Raw genomic sequence first — 17,645 nt, 5'->3', positions numbered from 1 at the left:
GACTCCATAGTATCACATCAACAACACAATCATATCACAAGTTCTCATAAATCGCTAAAAGTCTTTTTTCCATTATTTCCCAATTATAACTATTCTCATAAGCTTTTTTGCCGTTTTTACCTAATTTTTTTCTTAAATTAGGAGATTCTTTCAGCAAATTTAACACTTCTTTTAATTTTTCAACATTGCCATATGGAACGATTAAACCACATTTTTCCTCACGGACAATATTGGCCATAGTAGTGTTATCACTAACTATTATAGGTTTAGAACACATCATTGCTTCATAAAGCTTGTTTGGACTTGCATATCTGTTGTTAGGAACATTTGGGTCATATAATGCAAAGGTAACATCAGCATTCATTGTCTCGTTGATTATTGTCTCATGTGGAACCGCTTTTAAATGCAAATCTATATTTTTACAATTATTATAAGTTGCATACAAGAATTTCCTGTAGGCATAAGGGGCAGGGCCTATTACCCTTAGATAGAATTCTTGAGATTCTTTTACGGCTTCACATAAAAAATCTATACCTCTCTCTGGGGAGACACCTCCACCAAAAAACAAATTTAATTTACGATCCTCCCTCTTGAAGTTATAGTTGATAGATAGATCTTTATATTCTTTGGAAGATGGAGAATTTACTATGAAATATACTTTACTTTCATCGCTAAGTCCGACTTGTTCAAGACGAGCCTTGTCCGGTAAAATAATTGCATCAGCAAAGTTCATTAAAAATTTATCGATAGTGGCCACCACAAAACTTAGGACTCTGCTGAAATATAACACTGTATCACTATAAAAATCAACTATATCATATATTATGGGGATTTTCCTCAGCTTACAAATAAAAATTGCCGGGAAAAAAGTGTCAAAATCAGCAGCATGCACATAATCCCATTTTTCACCTATTAAATTAAATACTATAAAAAGCCACCATAGAGGCATGTAAATTGTCGTTTTCTTTTTTGTGGATGTTTCCAATGGAAATCTCTTTATTTTTAAGTTTTCTATATCTGAATCTTTCAGCGATCCATCTCGATCCCACATTATAACAGAAACATCATAGAAACTCCTTAAACTCAAAGCTTCCTTTTTTATGCGGATATCCCTTGTGAATGGTAAAGAACGAATTAAAACTATTTTTTTCATTTTTATAAACACCTTACCAATATTATGTAAAATATCATGCATAATTTTATTATTCTCACTTATAACTTATCAAAAGCATCCTTATTTAACCGAAAAAAGCTTTTTTGTATTCTGCTATAATTTTTGTCCATTCATACTTATTTATAGACCTTAAAAAAGCCTTTTTTTTGTATTCATATGCCTCATTTAAACTATCGATATAATCTACAAGATTTCCCAGTTCTTCAGTATTCATAAAGTAAAAGGCTGTGTCTCCACAAACTTCACGGTTAAATTCATTATCATGGGCAACTATAACATTCTTCATGCTCATGGCCTCAATCAGAGATGGATTGGTTCCGCCAACAGAGTGTCCATGAATATATGCAAAGCAATGCTGCCTTAACATATTCAGGAGATCATTATCATAAATTGCGCCAACCATCATTACCCTATTGTTAAGATCCTCTTTCAGGATTTTTTCCAGCTTTTTTCTGTATTTTTCACTAGTAGGATCTCCAACAATAACTAAAGGTCTCCTTGAGTTACTCTTCAGGAACCCCTCAATAATAACATGTATGTTGTTCTCAGGTTCGAGTCTGGCCACGACAAGCCAATACTCATTCCTTTTTATTTTCTCCAGGACAATGTTACTATAGTTCAACATCCTAAGTTTCTGGGGATCCCACGGAACCTTTTCAATCTCCTCAATACCATAGGGTATGAAAACCGCTTTTTTCTTTCTCGCTTCACTTACATAATTTCCCATACTCTCCGCATCAAGTATAATTTTATCAGCGAATATCGTGGCAAATATATGATTAACTTTGAGGAGCCACCTCTCAATGATATTAAATTTTGTCCTCTTCCACATGACGCCATCGATATTGACAATCAAAAAGAGATTCCTGTTTAAAAGTTTGGGTATGAAAAGAAAGAGGCCCACTTCAATTCCAAGAAAATATATTATGTCAAACTTACGGGCCAGTTTTATAAGGAAGTATATGTCAGATAGGTTCTCATAGAATTTCCTTAAAAAGTAATTTCCTGGAGGCTTTAAAGGGAAATGTATAAGCTTAACGCCATTATAATTTTCAATTCTTGATTCTGGCGGTTCATATTCGCACGTTACTGTTATATCATAACCATCAGCAGCCAGCCTTGTTGATAACCCTTCAGCAAATGTTTCAAACCCTCCATACTTCGCCGGTATCCCTCTGGAACCAATCAAAACTATTCTCTTATCATTAACCAAATTATCTTCTCCCCTGCTACCTTAACCTTTCAACAATAAGCGTCCTGAAGATTTTGAAGCCGTCAGTCAGTGATGAAAGTTTGGGTTCATTGGACCTCCTCCTGTAGGAGATGGGGACCTCAACTATCCTGAGGTCTGACCTTGCAAGTTTTGAGAACATCTCGGCCTCCAGTTCGAATCCAGGATACCTAAGCCCCACATCTATAAGGTAATCTATCGCCCTCCTCCTGAAGGCCCAGTGCCCTGTGCAGACATCACTCACAGGACGGTAAAGGATTGTGGCGGTGAGGCTCAGTATACAGTTCCCGATCCTGTTGAGGCGGGATATTGCACCATCCTCCACGTCCCCCTTCAGCCTTGAACCGAGGACCACATCAGCCCCCTCACCCTTGAGCACATCTATCAGGTGCGCCGAGTCCTCGGGTGGGTAGGTGCAGTCGGCGTCCATCATGATGGCATACTCCGTCCTCACATTCCTGAAGGCTGCGAGCATGGCATTAGTTTTTCCCTGTCTCCCCTCAAAGATGACCCTGACACCACGTGATGCTGCAATCTCAGCGGTCCTGTCAGAGGAGTTATTATCAACAACGATGATCTCGGCGTCAGGGTAGAGCATCATTATCCTGTCAAGAAGTGCCCCTATGGACTCCTCCTCATTGTAGGCCGGTATCATAAATGTTACATAAATGTTACATCATCCAGTTAGGACACCCCACATGGTGGTAATACTGACATCAACATGACAACACCATTATTACAAGTGTGAATAATTTTTCTATAATATGGCCATTTCAATTATAAAAAGTTTTCCGGGGCTTCCAGAATATGTAACCTTACATTATATATTCAAAGCCACCAAATTATTAATGGTGATATTCATGAAAAGGGTTTTTCCAGTGATCCTTGGCTTAATTTTCATCCTTGCATGCAACCCATCCCATGCAGTGGATAACACCACAGACTGCAACGGGACACCCAACCACCTGAACCGCTCATATTACCTGGACAATTACCAGGAACTCCTCAAGGGGGCCGTTAAAAATAACACGAGGATAAGAAACCACCTTTATACACGGTACACCTCAACAGGTGATAGAAGGTACTATCAGGCATACGTAGATGCTGGGTATGCCGTTAAAATCTTCTCAGGCATCAAAAGTAAGAGGGCCTTGAGGAGCGATGAGAAGATAATTGAGATCAAGACCATACAGGCCAATAACGCCTACTACTCCAGGAAACTTTCACCATCAGACACGACGGTGATTGTATTCAACAGCAGGGCCTGCCAGTTCAGGAACATGCCTGTCCCGGAGTTCAAGAGCAACCTCCCCTTTGTCTACTACAAAAACAGGGGATGGCACATTTACCCTGTAACAACATCCAACCTTGCAAGTGGCTGCAGAAACACCACAGACTTCCTTGAAGTGCTGGATGAACAGAAACTCACCGCAAACTTCAGGACGTACAGGGGTATGCGCTACGCGGTATTCCCCATGTACTTTGACTACCATGGCTCAGGTACCGGCTGGCTTGACAGCTTCGCCCAGGGCAACCTTGCAGGCCACTACGCCAGGGCATACAACCTCACAGGTAAAAGGGAGTACCTTGACATCTCAAATTCCCTCGTAAACAGTTTTTATGCCCCAACAAACCTTGTGAAAACCACGAAATACGGTAACTTCTACCTCCACTACAACTTTCTGAGGGAACACTACATCCTCAACGCCCACCTCATCTGCACACTGGGAATCAACAACGTCCACAGGTACACAGGAAACTCAAGAGCGCTTAACCTATTCCGAAATGGCGTATCAACCTTCAGGAGGATGAACTGGAGGTTCGACAGTGGGCGATGGACATATTATGCTGTGAGCGGCAGGTACTACAGGCCGGCATGGCTAGCCAGTGAGAGCTACCACAGACTCCACGTACAGCTTGCAAACCAGGTCTGGAAAGCAACGGGGGACAGCTACTACCGCAGCATTGCCTTAAGGTGGAACGGTTACCTGAAAAGGAAGGGACTCAGACCCGAGAGGATCTGAGCTGATCCAGAGGAAACACCAACTATAGCCTCATGAGGAACTCCTTCAGCCTCCTCTGGAGTCCAAGGGGGAGGTATGGTGTGGAGAACCCGAGGGAGGTCCACACCACGGGGACCCTGTGCTTTTTCATTATTGCCCCCATTGTGGTGTAGTATTCAGGGGACATGGAGTAACCCGGTGACCTGTGGTAGGCCTCCACAGGGACCGCGTAGATACTGTAACCCTTCTTCCCTTTAAGGGCGTCCCACTCCCCTTGGGGGCTCTTGTGAGACCGCGTAGATACTGTAACCCTTCTTCCTGAGGGCGAGGCACCGTTCAACCGCGTAGAGGTGCCAGTGGCTGCATGTCTCTTCATCAAAGGGGTGCCTCCTCCAGACCTCAGAGGGTAGGGCAAAGAGGCACTCATCAACGGTCTGAACCCTCACCGGAGCCCCAATTCTCCTCCCAACATCCACTGGTGGGTCGCCCTGTTTCATGCATGAGAACAGCCTGAAGGGGCCGGCCACTCCGGCAGCACCCAGGACCCCCGCATCCTCCAGTGCCGATGTATATGAGGCCATCCGTCTGATGGCCTCCGGTTTTACCTGCACGTCCTGGTGGGCGAATATGAGGGTGTCACCTGTGGCCATCTCCGCCCCGTGGTTGAGGGCCTCGGCCGCTGAACTGAATCTACCGGTGGTGTTATCAAGGAGTATGAGTTCATAATCGTCCCCTTCACGGAGGTCCCTGAGCAGGAACCTTCTGAGGGTTTCCCTATCATTGTAGACACATATTACTGATATCATCCAGTAGCATTATGTTCCCGATAAAGATAAAATTAATTTTTTCAGGTGGGGGTGCATTTGCGGCCCATCCCTCTGGTACCTTCCCATAAATTAATTTTTTCAGGCCGGAAACCTGTCACGGGTTGCATTGGCTATCCTCACCAGCGTGAGCATGACCGGGACCTCCACCAGGACCCCAACAACCGTGGCGAGGGCCGCCCCTGACTGGAGGCCGAAGAGTGATATGGCCACCGCAACCGCCAGTTCAAAGAAGTTGCTTGCACCTATTAGGGCTGCCGGTGCAGCCACCGCATGCCTCAGCCTCCAGATGCGGGCCCAGAGGTAGGCCACCGTGAAGATCAGGAAGGTCTGTATTATTAGGGGCACCGCAATCAGGCCAATGTGGAGGGGGTTCTCAATTATGACCCTCCCCTGGAATGAGAATATTATGATGAGGGTTAGGAGGAGTCCCATGACCGTTATGTTCTCGAATTTCCCCAGGAACTCCTGGAAGTACTCTGGCCCCCTTGAGGTGATGAGCCTCCTCCTTGTGAGGTACCCTGCAAGTAGCGGTACCACCACGAAGAGCACCACCGAGAGTATGAGGGTGTCGTAGGGTACCTGGATGTTACCTATCCCCAGGAGGAAAGCCACTATGGGGGCGTAGGCGAAGAGGAGTATTATGTCGTTCACCGCCACCTGCACCAGTGTGTAGGCCGGGTCGCCCCGTGTGAGGCTGCTCCAGACGAATACCATTGCCGTGCATGGTGCCGCCCCGAGGAGTACCGCGCCTGCAAGGTATTCCCTCCCGAGTTCAGGTGGTATCAGATTTGAGAAAACTCCGAGGAGGAAGAATGATGCCACGATGTACATGGTGAATGGTTTTATGAGCCAGTTGGTCCCGCAGGTAACGGCAAGTCCTTTGATTTCCCTGGTGGCCCGTATTATGCTTGAGAAGTCTATCCTGAGCATCATGGGGTATATCATGAGCCATATCAGCACCGCCACAGGGAGGGATACCTGGGCGTACTGTAACCTGTTGAGGAGGGCCGGGAAGGCTGGTATGAACTGTCCGATCCCAACCCCTGTGATTATGCAGAGGATCACCCAGACTGTGAGGTACCTTTCGAATATTCCCATCTCTTCACTTTCCATGATATCACCGGTTACATATCAGTAAATTTAGATATGTTGATTTATTATTAGTAGTTTTCCCTGAACCGGAAAGGTTTTATGAAGTAAAAAACATGAATGTAATTATTAAGTGTTTATGGTGGTAAATTTGAGACTCAATGTAAATACAAATGGTGAACCACTGCTGAAGTGGCTGAACAGTAAGCTGAATGTTTTAAGCTCGGTATTGGGGATACTTGTGGGTGCAGTTGCCGGGACACTCACCGCTGTAATCCTTGGCGGTGCCCTCATGGGTGGATCCGTGGACCCCATATTCTTTGTATTCATTGTGGCCTTCGTCTTCCTCCTTGTGGAATCCTTTGTTGCGGGTCTGGGTGCTGAAACCTACAGTGAATCCCTGGTGAACTCAGGGTTCCTGGTACTCATCTACCTCGCCGTCGGTGTGCTTGGTCTCATGGCAACAACCACCGGTGGCATGATGGCACTCATGGCCATATCACAGATATTCCCTGACACCGGCGGGGACATGACAGGTGCAGCAGCGCCCATGGGACTGGCATCTGAACCCACATACGCACCAGCAGACTACCTTCAGCTCATATCAGGGATACTCATGGTCATTTCACTGGTGCTTGCAGCATTCGTGGGGGGCCTCCTGGCGGTCTACATAAGGAAGAAGATGGGGAGAGGTTCACCCATCAGTGAATAGGGGTCTTCTCCCTGACCATTCATTTTTTTGAGGGCTAAAAGTCCATACTGAAATCCATAAAATAACAATTTAATTAGAATAGCAGCAGAATACGCATATCCGGAAAGTTTCGCCTCTGAAATTCTTCTTTGAGTTTCCTTGCAACCAGAAATCCGAGCTTTGTAGTTGCAAAATTGTCTGGTTTTCTGTAATACCTTATAAGACCCTTTCTCCTCAGTGAATCAATTGCCCTATCGGCCTCAGGAAGTGTATCATCCCTCAGCTTCTTCCTGATTGTCTGTCTTGTGAAGTTCCTGTTGGCGGATCCACCTATACGGCCCACAACGGTCATGACCTCCCTTTCAGCAGGATCCATTGAATCTATAATCAGCTCAACCTCATCCATGAGGACTGTTATCATAATTCAATATGTATATATATTATCGTATGTGTTCTGAATATTGGTTTCAGTAAATGAAATAAATTTAGATAAATTTATACATAAATTCCGTGATATATGTGTAGTGAATGATAAATTGAAAATAAATTACTGAAGGTGATTTTCAGTGACCTGTGTGCTCAGGGAAATATTCGGGGATACAAACAGAGTATCCATACTTGAGGAGCTCCTGGAAAACTGGGGCCACTACCTGAAGGTCCCGGAGATCGCAAGGATGATTGACGCGACCGAAAAGACCGTCTACAACCATGTGAATGAACTCATGGAGATTGGATTACTTGAAAAGAGGGAGGGAAAGGCTGCAGCCTACAGACTGAAGATGGATGATAGGAGGGCCGTGTGCCTTGCAATCCTTGAAAGTGAGGAGTATATCAGGAAAATCGATGAGATTACCGGGAAAATGAATGAAGAACCCATGGAGACAACTGCCGGAAGAACGTCCCCTGCACATTACAGCCTTAATGAGTCAGGAAAACACACACTGACCATCTCATCAAGCGGCCAGGGTGGGAAATGTGGTTGAAGTCCCCATTGTGATATCCTCAGAACTCAATACCATCTACATAACAGGTGCCCTTGGGGGGTTTTCATCAAATGAATTCCGCGTCCTCCTCTTCTCTGAGGAGTTATTCCCCAGGGACGAGGAAACAGAAATCTCGAAGATCAGTGCCTGCCGGGTCGTGGAGAATGAGGTGAGGATGTCACCGGAAACAGCGAAGGAACTTGCAGTGTGGCTCATGGAGCAGGTTGAGGAATACGAGAGGACCTTCGGGAAAATCAGGGCCCACCACTCCAAGGGGCCGCAGCCCTAGAAGAGGCTGGATGCCAGACTCCATGAGCACCATGATGGGTTCATAAAGGGGGAATCAGTCCCCGTACCTCCTGAGCCTCCCTATAAAGAGCCTTGCCCAGAGGTAGGCTATGAGGCTTCCCCCGATGTCACCTGCAACCACACCCCACCAGACTCCAACCTCACCGAATCCCAGGATCACACCAAGGAGGTAGGCGAATACCGCAACCAGGAGGACCTGCCTTATAACCGAGAGTGTGAGGGATGTGAGTCCCCTCCCTGCCCCCTGGAAGATGGAACCTGACATTATACCCGGTGGTAGGAAGAGGTAGAAGAGGCAGATGACCCTCAGGAACCAGGTTATCCTTGGTGCCAGGTCCGCAGATGCCTGGGAGTAGGAGAATACCCATGAGATCCAGGGGGCAAGTACGAATGTGAGAAGTGCAGTGGCAGCGGCTATTACAAGTCCCAGCCTTATGGAGTAACCATGGACCACCTCAAGGTTTCTGAAGTTCCTTGAACCATAGGCAACCCCCGAGACGCTCACAAGGGCAGTTGCAACCGATATCACCGGGACGATGGCCATCATGACTATCCTCCACCCGGCCGAGTACACTGCAACTGCACTGGTACCCCCCACTTTCGTAAGTATCCCGTTGAGTACCGCTGTTACCAGGGACATGACAAAGAACTCTGCACTTGCAGGTACAGTCACAGAGAGTATTGAGAGTGCAACCCCACGGTCGGGTCTGAAGTGCTTCATCCCGATGGAGGTGTAGGTCCCTCCCCCCATGAACCAGTAGATTACAATGAGTGAGACCACAAGCTGGGATATCACCGTTGCCCAGGCCGCCCCAGCTATACCCCACCCTGCAGTGTATATGAGGAGGGGGTCAAGGACCATGTTGAGGACCGCTGAGATTCCCATGGCATACATTGGCCTCTTTGCATCACCCTCGGATCTGAGTATCCCGTAGGCGGCCCCTGTGAAGAGTGTGAATATGGTACCCGCGAATACCACACTACCGTACTGGAAGGCTGGTTTGAGGGCATCCCCTGCCCCCAGGGAGAGGAGTATATCTCCGAGGAGGAGTTCAAGGATCACCGTGATGATAACTGAAACCGCAACTGTTATTATAACCGTGTGGGTTGCGCTGTTGTTGACGCCCTCGGGGTCACCTGCACCAAGGTACCTTGAGACCGATGATGCCGCCCCGGCCCCGAGGCCATTGGATAGCCCCACGAGTACCATGTAGAGGGGTGTCACGAACCCTATGGCTGCCAGTGCCTCGCCACCGAGACCAGCCACCCATATGGCGTCCACCAGGTTGTAGATGGATGTGAGCAGCATCGCGATTATCATCGGCCCTGAGAGTTTCAGGAGGGCCCTCCTCGGGTCCCCCCTCATTATCTTAACGCCCTCTGTCATCTTCCACGCCCCTTATCTTCATTGCATCCTCTGCGAGTCTCCTGCACATTTCCATTAGAGTATCCCTCTCCTCATCTGTGAGGTTCTCAAAGAGGAGGTCCGTCCACCTATCCTCAACCTCCATTATGAGGGGTATGAGTTCCTCCCCCTGAGCTGTGAGGCTAAGCATGTACCTCCTCCTGTTCTGGGGGTCCTGTTTTCTCATGATGAGTCCCCGCTCCTCCAGGCGCCTTGTGATCCTGGCTATGGTTCCCTTGTCCACCTGGAAGAACCAGGAGAGTTCATCCTGGGTAACCCCTGGTTGCCTGTGGATCCTGAAGAGGCAGGCCACCTGTGCGTCTGTGAGTTTCAGGCTGGATAACTCCCTTGCCACAAATACGCGGTGGCTTCTGAGTATGATTGATAGGAGCCCCTTGAATGGTATGTCACTGTCGATCATCACTTCATCCTCAATGTTCTGATGCTGAAGTTATCTGGATGGCACCATATAAATGTTGTCATAGCAACTGTTGCAGCTGCAACATAAATATATATTAAGCCATCAATTCATATCAAATAATGCAGAAATAGTTATCTGTGAACTTCAGGTGAGATGGGATGGCCTCAGTTAAACTTGAGCTTCCAGTAAAGATTGAAAAAGAGGGAAAACTGTTCGTGGCGATATGCGAGCCCTTCAACATAGCCAGTCAGGGCATCAGCAAAGAAATTGCCCTTGAGAACATCCAGGAGGCGCTTGAACTCTTCCTTAGCGACGAGGATGTTCTTGAAATGTATCAGGACCTTATAAGCAGATTCACTGTACCTGAAAAAGAGGAACATGTGAGCGTTAAGATAGATGGCTGGCAAAAAAGGAAAACTGTCAGGAGTGAAGCTCTGTAAGATCCTCCAGAAAGAGGGATTTACGTATTCTGGAGGAAAGGGTAGTCATGTGAAACTCAAAAAGATAGATGAAAATGGGAAGAAACTCATTGTGATCATACCTCTTCATGATGAAATCGCCCCCGGAACCCTGAAATCAATTCTTAAACAGGCTGAGCTCACATATCCAGAATTCATGAAGCTCATGAATTCCAGAAAAAGAACATGAATGTCTATTTCTCAGAACCATGAAAAACCTGAATCCTGAAGCCCTCCACCTCAACAGGTCTGCTGGCCTCAAGCAGCCCCATGAGCTCATCCGGCCTGTAGAGGATGCTGTACTTTATATGGGCCGCCACATCCTCAGGGAGGTGCTCTATGAACTTGTTCTTAACCATCCTGTCAAGCCTGTCATGGAGCCTGAGGGGGAAGTCCTCCTCAGAGATGATGGATGGGATCTCATTCAGAGTAGATACCACATCATCGTAGTCTACCTTTGCGCTGAAGCGCGCCGCGAAGGCATCATCCATGACACGGTATGCATCATGCTCCATCCTGAATATATCAGAGATGAGGCCGTTAACCCTCTCCCCCCCAAAGGTGTGGATCTCCACATCCGACCCGACACTCACAGGGATAACATCCCTGGTTAAACCTGCGGCAGAGGCCCTTGCCATCTCAGATAGGACCCTCTCCCTTGATGCGTCATCTAGCCACCTGAGGAGGTCCCGGTTGAAGTTTCCAAGGAGGATGTCATAGGCGTGCCTTGCAACCTCAAAGCTCACAGGGGCACCGCCACCACTCCAGTCAGGTATATTCGCCTTCCTTGAGCATGGCTTAACCTTAACGATGAATTTTTCATGGTCTATCTCCCTCACAATCCAGTTTTCACCACCAAGCACGAATCCCCTACCCTCCTCAAGGTATTTTACAGCGAAGAATGCGTCAAGGGTTCCTACTGTCTTTGTGCCGTGCTTAACAGTGAACTCATAGGTGGGGTAGAACACAGAGTAGAACTCCAGGAAGTTCATCTTACCGAAGACCTTCTCAAAGTTGAAGCCATGGTAGAGGTAGCTTCCATGTTTCCTTATAAAATCACTCTCACCCATGAAGTCAAGGAGGTGCCTGAAGTCCCCTTGATTTATATCAGAGAATACATGGGCCCTCCCCAGGCCCCTGTATATCTCGGCGGGCCCCGGTTTTTCAATCTCAAACACCGAGCTCAGGATCTGGTGGAAGTATATGTCAAGGGGCCGGCGGGGTATCCTGAGCATCTCAAGTTTACCTGAAAGTGCCAGCGAGACAACCGAGAGGGCGAGGAGCACCTCACCCTCATGGAATATGATGGTCCTCTGGTTGCCGCTCCTCCTGCCGCTCCTCCCTGTCCTCTGGAGGAACTGGTTCACGGTTGTTGGACTCCGCAGGTGTACCACCACGTCGATGTCACCCACATCTATACCAAGCTCCAGTGTACTGGTGCTCACCATGAAGGCCGCTGAGATGGATTTGAATTTCTCCTCTGCCTCCTCCCGTGACTCCCTGTTCAGGGAGGAGTGGTGTATGAAGACGTCCACATCCAGGCACCTTCTTATGATGTTGTAGTACCTCTCGGCCTCCCTCCTTGATGGGACGAAGATGAGGACCTTCCTGCCGGTTAACCTCCTTAAAACATCAATGACCCCCGCTTCTCCACCAGAGAATATCCTGTACTGGAGTCTCCTATCAGAGCTCTCCTTTACAACAACCCCCGAGGGGCTCATCCACTCAAGGACGTCTTCGGGGTTTCCAACCGTCGCAGAGAGCCCTATCCTCTGGGGCCTCACAGCGGTGTACCTCTCAAGCCTTGCAAGGAGGGAGTTCAGCTGGACACCCCTGTCTGACTCTATGAAGTAGTGGATCTCATCCACTATGATGTAGCGGAGGTTTCTGAAGATCCTCTCCCTCTCATCCCGGCTCCTGTTCACCATGATGACCTCAAGGGACTCTGGTGTTATTAGGAGGATGTCCGCGGGGTTCCTGATGAACCTCCGCTTGGTGTCTGGCGGGACATCCCCGTGCCACTTCATGACCTCAAGGTTGAAGTGGTTGCCCCAGTACTCCAGTCTGCTGTGCATGTCATTTATGAGTGCCTTGAGGGGTGAGACATAGAGCAGACTGACAGGTGGGAGGCCCTCTGTGAGTATGGAGTTGAAGACAGGTATCATGGCTGCCTCGGTCTTACCAGAGGCTGTGGGTGCAACTATGAGGGTGTCCTCCCCCCTCCCTATGGCTTCAATGGCGGATTTCTGCACCTCCCTCAGGCTCCTCCATCCCAGCCTGTTGGCGAGGAAGTGCCTGAGGCGGGGGTTGAGTGATTCGGAGGACATCAGATTACACCCTGACTAAACCCAGTCCTCGTCCTCGAACTCCTCAAACTCCATCTCCTTCTCCTCGAAGAGGTCAAGGATCTCCTCCTCGCTTCGGAGTTCAGGGTTCTGCTGGACAACATCAAGGACACTTATGAATGATTTAACAAAGTTTCTCGGTGAAATGTAACCTGTGAGTTCCGCGTTGGCCTCATGCCTTGCTATTATACCATCAAGGGACTCCCTGACAGGTTTTGCCTCCCATTCATAGACCTCCTCGTGCATACCTATGAGGCGATCTGACAGCTCCATGAGGTTGTCCTTCTTGAAGCCGTCAAGCCTTATTATGGGTTTCCTGAGGTCCTTGAATTCCGTGTTGAGGACGTCCTCTATCCTCTCATTCAGTGCGGTGTAGGATGGCACACCCATCTTGGGGTCCTCAAAGAACTCGGGGGTCCCTGCAAATATGAAGAGGGTGTTGTGGAATCTGCCAAGGCTGCACTCATCGTATATGAACCTCATGTAGTCGTAGGCTGTGTCCCTCAGCTTCTTTGTGTGTAGGGTCATTATGTGCTCTGCCTCGTCTATGAGTATTATGAGCCCTGAGTACTTGAGTGCCCTGAGGAATGAGGAGAGGGCCTCAAGGTACTTGAAGGCGTTTTCCCGGTCAATGTCACCCTTGACACCGAACTGTCTCTTTATGGTGTAGGGTATGTTCTTCTCACCGCTGAGCCATGCCATTGCATACTTTGCTGTCTCCTGGTCACCCCGTGCAGAGAGCTTGTAGTAGTTCTCTATTGCAGCAGCGAAGGTTGTGGCGTGTTTACGGACCTCCTTGAGGTCATTGTTTATGTTGTCTATCACTATCCTCTCCTGCTGGTAGGGGTCCGAAGTTTCCATTAGGGCCATCATGCGGAGCTGTGTGGTCCACTTTTCAATTATGTGCTCAAGGGATGTGCCTGTCTTGCAGCGGAGTGAGGCAACGATGCTCCTGTAGACGACCTCGAACTTGTTGAAGGGGACGTCCCTGCTGAGTGTCACCTTGGCGACGACGAAGTTGTCTGCAAGGGCCCTTTCCTCCAGGAGTTTCAGGAAGAAGGACTTCCCCGACCCGAATTCACCGTTGAGGAACCTTGTTACCGCAGCCCCATCCTTAACCTTACTGAATATCTTGTCGAACTCCTCCAGTTCCCTCTCACGCCCGACACATATCTCGCCCACCCCCTCAGGGGGGACGTTGCCATTTTTAAGGGCATTTATGATACTCTCTGCATTCATATTAAGCCTCCTATTCCAGGGATATCAATCCAAAGTCTCTTCCAGCCCCTCTGCTGTTGTAGAGTGTTACTATCCTCTCGGGATCCCGTGAAGGGTAGTGTTTTATACCGGTCCTCCAGGCGTTGATTGAGTAGAATTCCTCGAGTTCATCATATGATTTGTTAATCCCGTAGGACTGGATGAATTCATCAAGGAGTTTTATGAAGGATTTTATCTCCATCTGCTTCCGGCCATCGGCCTTTCTGAGCATGCTGTGGAGGCCCATGATGGAGTTCAGAATGAATTCATCCATGCTGAAGGATACCTCCTCAAGGTAGGCGGGGAATTTCTCTATGAACTTTGCCCTGGACCTTATGGTCCTGAAATCAGCCTCATCTATCTTTCTGTACTCAGATTTCGTTGCTGATGACCATTTTTTAGAATCAAAGGAAACAAGTTTATCCTTGAATTTAACTAATGGTATGGGTGGGTTGAAGAACTTTATACCCTTGAGCTTCAGCTTCCGGGGGGATTCGTAGTAATCATAGAGGGTTTCAGGGTCACTGTACACACTTTCAACCATGGTGTATGCAACAAATGAGAGTGTCCTCCGGCCATTGAGGGGGATGGGCTTGAAGAGGAATATCCTGTCACCTGATCGGATTTCATTTATAAGTTTACCTCTCTTCCTCACGGAGCCAATCACGAGGTTCTCAGATATATCTTCAAGGACATCATCATCTATTCTGTGAAGCCAGTATCTGGACTTACCCCTGGGGACCAGTCTTTTCTGTTTTATTATGTAAAAACCCCCTTTTATGGCATTAAAGTCATTTAAATGTTTCTAAAAATTGATAGATAAATTTTTTTATAACCCTGTAAATGTTAATGATTTAAGTAGCTGTAAAAACATTAAATTATACTGTATTGAGGGGAGTATGCCATATGAATAACTGCGTCCTCTGCTGTAGAGAATCAGATAAACTTTTATGCCTATCCTGCGGCAGTAAATCATCTTCTTCATCCTGTGAAAACTGCGGCGCTGAGAACCTGGGCGTCTGCAGGGAATGCTACGATAAATATCGAATTTTAAAGGCCATTGAAACACTTCAGGGAAGGGAACCCTTCAACTTCGATGACTTTAAGGATGATGAGGAACTCGGCTCCCTGCTATTCTGGATTCTCCTAAGGGAGGGATTCATAAAGAAGCATGTCAGCAGTGAAGGGAACGGGTTCATAAAGAATCAGGGCCTCAATAGCTTCAGAACCCTTTACGTGTTATCTGAAAAATGCGATGACTTCATGGAACTCAACCTGGGCTTCAAATCTGCAGCCGAATCACTTCTCAGGGCCGCAGTGAGACCTGAAGAATTCATGAATGAACCTTATGATTCAGCCGGGGATGAACATAATCCTGAAAACCTGAATGATGACCTATGGACCCAGGAAGCCGGATCTGATGGTGACCCGAACGCCCTGAAAACAGGGGGGATACTGGAGAATGAACCCGGGACCCCCTCCAGAGCAGAGGAAACGGATCAAACAATAGATGAAGAAGCTCCAGCGGTAGAATCCCATCAGCGAAAAGATTTATTACCTGAAGTACCCGTCAGTGGCCTTGAACTCTGTTCTGGCTGCCAGAAAGAGCTTGAAACCGAAACTGAGAGGTCCCAGGGGATCTGCAGGGAATGCTCAAGGAGACTCTATGCCCTTGAATCCCTTGAAAGAATCCTCAGAACATTTAAAGCCGGGGATGAGATTAAAGTTGCCGTTTACACAGCCGGGATGGATGACGTGGAGAGAACAGAATTCACAGCCATGATCTGGATACTCGAAGAGTTCAACCTCCTTGAGCAGGACGGGGAATCAGGTACCTGCAGGTTAAAACCCGAAGAGGAGGTCCAGAAGTTCATCATAGAGAACGTGGGGCTTAAAGGGCTCAGATCAGTATCTGGTGAGCCAGCCCAGACAGGAAGCACCGCGGCACCTGAAAAGGGTGAACTTGAGTGCTCAGTGTGCGGGGAGGTAAAACCCGCCACAGAATTCAATTCATCCGATGGAACCTCCCCCATGTGCAGGGAATGCTCAAGGAGGCGCTGCGCTGCAGATGCCCTCGCTGAGATAAGAAAGCTTGTTGAACCAGGGGTTGAATTTGCTGTTGACGACATCATAGAAAGTGAGGATGAGAGGGTTATCATCACTGGCCATATCTGGCTGCTGCAGGACTTTGACCTCATCGAGAGCAACCCGGCCTTCGAAACCTACACCCTTAAACCGGACGAGGAACTCAGAGTCTTCCACGAGGCCTATGGTGAAGGGGAACTTGTTACAGAATCAGACATGATCAGAACCTGCCCCATCTGCGGCAGGAAACTCAAGAAATCCAGCTTCTACAGTACAGTTGACGGAAAACGGGATGAGTGCCGGGAATGCTATGACCGGATACTGGCATGGGACATATTCAGGGACATCAGGGAGATCGTGGGTAAAGGGCCCTTCAAAAGGGAGGAACTGGCTGAACACTTTGATGAACCCGGGACCCTGGATGCCAGGATCTGGACCCTCCAGGAGCATGACCTCATTGAGGAGAGTCCCGAAGGATTCCTTCTTAAACACAACCCTGAAATTGAGGAGATCTACCTCCGGTACCATGGATCAGATGCTGAAGAAACCCTGGACACACTGACTGTGAAGCCAGAAGAAACCCCGGTTACAGGAATAGAACAAGAAATAACAGCAGAACCTGTCCCCGCAGGGGACACTACCCACAGAAAGGAGATAATCTACATAAACCCCGCCGGTGAAAGCCTCAACCTCATGATGAACGGACTTGTGAGTGGTAACGGTCTCATGGATACCATGAATGAACTGGGGGACCTCCTGCCATCAATGAAGAAGTGCATGATCCTGAGGAATGATGAGTGTTTTGAACTACTCATTGAACTGACTGTGGAGAAGGAATCACTTGATGACATCCTTGGGGTCCTTGAGGCCAGGAACTGGGAGAACAGAGTCCGGGAAAACAGCTGATCAGATCAAACCCACATATTCCAGCACATCGGTTGTCTTCTCCCTGAGGACCTCCTTTGACCTCTCATAGCAGAGTTCAACAACCTCCTCAAGGTCTTCCTCTCCCTCCCAGTACTCTGAGAGGAACTCGTAGCCATAGACGTCCGCCAGGATCCTTATGACGTAGGCTGTTATGAAGATGTCGTCAATGTACCCGTAGGCACCGTAGACCGTCTCGGGGATGACATCCATGGGTACAACATAGTAGGCTATTGCCGCGCTTATTTTGAGTTTGAGCTGGCTCTTGAGGTGCTCATAGCCCAGAAAGTCCGCGAGGAGCTTGAAGAGTTTCGGGCCATGGTCTATGAAGGATGCATATTCCCCGTTGAAGGACTCAAGGTTCTCAACCAGCACATCATAGAAATCCTTAAAATCTGCCTCTGTCATGGAAACCACTGTAATTCTCTTGGCCATGATGATAC

20 protein-coding genes are annotated in these 17,645 nt (G+C 48.0%); 7 read left to right on the top strand and 13 right to left on the bottom strand.

The window, feature by feature from the left end:
- Positions 1 to 34 precede the first annotated feature (34 nt).
- The 3 genes from MTCT_RS01410 to MTCT_RS01400 all read right to left on the bottom strand — a co-directional run bounded on the left by MTCT_RS01410 (position 35) and on the right by MTCT_RS01400 (position 3,060).
- A complete protein-coding gene (locus tag MTCT_RS01410) occupies positions 35 to 1,153 on the bottom strand; it encodes a glycosyltransferase family 4 protein (protein WP_158498085.1) in 1,119 nt (372 codons plus the stop codon).
- A gap of 85 nt (positions 1,154 to 1,238) precedes the next feature.
- Positions 1,239 to 2,387 (bottom strand): DUF1972 domain-containing protein, encoded by a 1,149-nt coding sequence (locus tag MTCT_RS01405; protein WP_052457274.1) that lies wholly within the window; start codon positions 2,385 to 2,387, stop codon positions 1,239 to 1,241.
- A gap of 16 nt (positions 2,388 to 2,403) precedes the next feature.
- Positions 2,404 to 3,060 carry a glycosyltransferase family 2 protein gene (locus MTCT_RS01400; protein ID WP_048175227.1) on the bottom strand — a complete coding sequence of 219 codons (657 nt, stop codon included), beginning with the start codon at positions 3,058 to 3,060 and terminating at the stop codon, positions 2,404 to 2,406.
- A gap of 205 nt (positions 3,061 to 3,265) precedes the next feature.
- Between MTCT_RS01400 and MTCT_RS01395 the strand changes: the two genes are divergently transcribed.
- Positions 3,266 to 4,429, top strand: coding sequence for a D-glucuronyl C5-epimerase family protein (locus tag MTCT_RS01395; RefSeq protein WP_231855318.1), 1,164 nt, complete (start codon positions 3,266 to 3,268; stop codon positions 4,427 to 4,429).
- 22 nt (positions 4,430 to 4,451) lie between these two features.
- On the opposite strand, the gene MTCT_RS09330 is transcribed toward MTCT_RS01395, so the two are convergent.
- From MTCT_RS09330 to arsB, 3 genes are all read right to left on the bottom strand, one after another.
- A complete protein-coding gene (locus tag MTCT_RS09330) occupies positions 4,452 to 4,628 on the bottom strand; it encodes a hypothetical protein (RefSeq protein WP_158498084.1) in 177 nt (58 codons plus the stop codon).
- Between the two features lie 34 nt (positions 4,629 to 4,662).
- A complete protein-coding gene (locus tag MTCT_RS01390; RefSeq protein ID WP_052457272.1) occupies positions 4,663 to 5,214 on the bottom strand; it encodes a glycosyltransferase in 552 nt (183 codons plus the stop codon).
- 99 nt (positions 5,215 to 5,313) lie between these two features.
- A complete protein-coding gene (gene arsB, locus MTCT_RS01385; protein ID WP_048175226.1) occupies positions 5,314 to 6,348 on the bottom strand; it encodes an ACR3 family arsenite efflux transporter in 1,035 nt (344 codons plus the stop codon).
- A gap of 127 nt (positions 6,349 to 6,475) precedes the next feature.
- Here arsB and MTCT_RS01380 point away from each other — a divergent pair, with 127 nt between their 5' ends.
- The gene (locus MTCT_RS01380) at positions 6,476 to 7,036 is read left to right on the top strand and encodes a hypothetical protein (RefSeq protein WP_048175225.1); all 561 of its coding nucleotides are present in this window, start codon (positions 6,476 to 6,478) and stop codon (positions 7,034 to 7,036) included.
- A gap of 73 nt (positions 7,037 to 7,109) precedes the next feature.
- Here the strand turns inward: MTCT_RS01380 and MTCT_RS01375 are convergent, their stop codons facing one another.
- Positions 7,110 to 7,421 (bottom strand): hypothetical protein, encoded by a 312-nt coding sequence (locus MTCT_RS01375; RefSeq protein ID WP_144245644.1) that lies wholly within the window; start codon positions 7,419 to 7,421, stop codon positions 7,110 to 7,112.
- A gap of 160 nt (positions 7,422 to 7,581) precedes the next feature.
- Between MTCT_RS01375 and MTCT_RS01370 the strand changes: the two genes are divergently transcribed.
- The gene (locus MTCT_RS01370) at positions 7,582 to 7,998 is read left to right on the top strand and encodes a winged helix-turn-helix domain-containing protein (protein WP_048175223.1); all 417 of its coding nucleotides are present in this window, start codon (positions 7,582 to 7,584) and stop codon (positions 7,996 to 7,998) included.
- A complete protein-coding gene (locus tag MTCT_RS01365) occupies positions 7,991 to 8,287 on the top strand; it encodes a DUF3467 domain-containing protein (RefSeq protein WP_048175222.1) in 297 nt (98 codons plus the stop codon). Before MTCT_RS01370 ends, MTCT_RS01365 begins: the two co-directional genes overlap by 8 nt.
- Positions 8,288 to 8,341: 54 nt before the next feature.
- Here the strand turns inward: MTCT_RS01365 and MTCT_RS01360 are convergent, their stop codons facing one another.
- Positions 8,342 to 9,694, bottom strand: a complete 1,353-nt coding sequence (locus MTCT_RS01360) for an MATE family efflux transporter (RefSeq protein WP_048175221.1) — start codon at positions 9,692 to 9,694, stop codon at positions 8,342 to 8,344.
- The gene (locus tag MTCT_RS01355; protein ID WP_048175220.1) at positions 9,678 to 10,133 is read right to left on the bottom strand and encodes a MarR family transcriptional regulator; all 456 of its coding nucleotides are present in this window, start codon (positions 10,131 to 10,133) and stop codon (positions 9,678 to 9,680) included. Before MTCT_RS01355 ends, MTCT_RS01360 begins: the two co-directional genes overlap by 17 nt.
- A gap of 158 nt (positions 10,134 to 10,291) precedes the next feature.
- On the opposite strand from MTCT_RS01355, the gene MTCT_RS01350 reads away from it, so the two are divergent.
- The gene (locus tag MTCT_RS01350) at positions 10,292 to 10,573 is read left to right on the top strand and encodes a type II toxin-antitoxin system HicB family antitoxin (RefSeq protein WP_048175219.1); all 282 of its coding nucleotides are present in this window, start codon (positions 10,292 to 10,294) and stop codon (positions 10,571 to 10,573) included.
- On the top strand, positions 10,560 to 10,781 hold the full coding sequence (locus MTCT_RS01345; RefSeq protein ID WP_197538710.1) for a type II toxin-antitoxin system HicA family toxin: 222 nt from the start codon (positions 10,560 to 10,562) through the stop codon (positions 10,779 to 10,781). The genes MTCT_RS01350 and MTCT_RS01345 overlap by 14 nt, the downstream gene beginning before the upstream one ends.
- Positions 10,782 to 10,785: 4 nt before the next feature.
- Here the strand turns inward: MTCT_RS01345 and MTCT_RS01340 are convergent, their stop codons facing one another.
- The 3 genes from MTCT_RS01340 to MTCT_RS01330 are packed head-to-tail and all read right to left on the bottom strand — an operon-like array spanning position 10,786 to position 14,848.
- Positions 10,786 to 12,918 (bottom strand): DEAD/DEAH box helicase, encoded by a 2,133-nt coding sequence (locus MTCT_RS01340; protein WP_048175217.1) that lies wholly within the window; start codon positions 12,916 to 12,918, stop codon positions 10,786 to 10,788.
- 15 nt (positions 12,919 to 12,933) lie between these two features.
- A complete protein-coding gene (locus tag MTCT_RS01335) occupies positions 12,934 to 14,175 on the bottom strand; it encodes a BREX system ATP-binding domain-containing protein (protein WP_048175216.1) in 1,242 nt (413 codons plus the stop codon).
- Between the two features lie 10 nt (positions 14,176 to 14,185).
- Positions 14,186 to 14,848 carry a hypothetical protein gene (locus tag MTCT_RS01330; protein WP_013295568.1) on the bottom strand — a complete coding sequence of 221 codons (663 nt, stop codon included), beginning with the start codon at positions 14,846 to 14,848 and terminating at the stop codon, positions 14,186 to 14,188.
- Positions 14,849 to 15,099: 251 nt separating this feature from the next.
- Here MTCT_RS01330 and MTCT_RS01325 point away from each other — a divergent pair, with 251 nt between their 5' ends.
- Complete coding sequence (locus tag MTCT_RS01325; RefSeq protein WP_048175215.1) at positions 15,100 to 17,184, top strand: hypothetical protein; 2,085 nt, start codon at positions 15,100 to 15,102, stop codon at positions 17,182 to 17,184.
- Here the strand turns inward: MTCT_RS01325 and MTCT_RS01320 are convergent, their stop codons facing one another.
- On the bottom strand, positions 17,185 to 17,637 hold the full coding sequence (locus tag MTCT_RS01320) for a YkvA family protein (protein WP_231855316.1): 453 nt from the start codon (positions 17,635 to 17,637) through the stop codon (positions 17,185 to 17,187).
- Positions 17,638 to 17,645 lie beyond the last annotated feature (8 nt).

The organism is Methanothermobacter sp. CaT2, assembly GCF_000828575.1.
Lineage (GTDB): Archaea > Methanobacteriota > Methanobacteria > Methanobacteriales > Methanothermobacteraceae > Methanothermobacter.
Note: the sequence above shows the minus strand (reverse complement) of the source record. Positions and strands in the feature narration are given on the sequence as shown.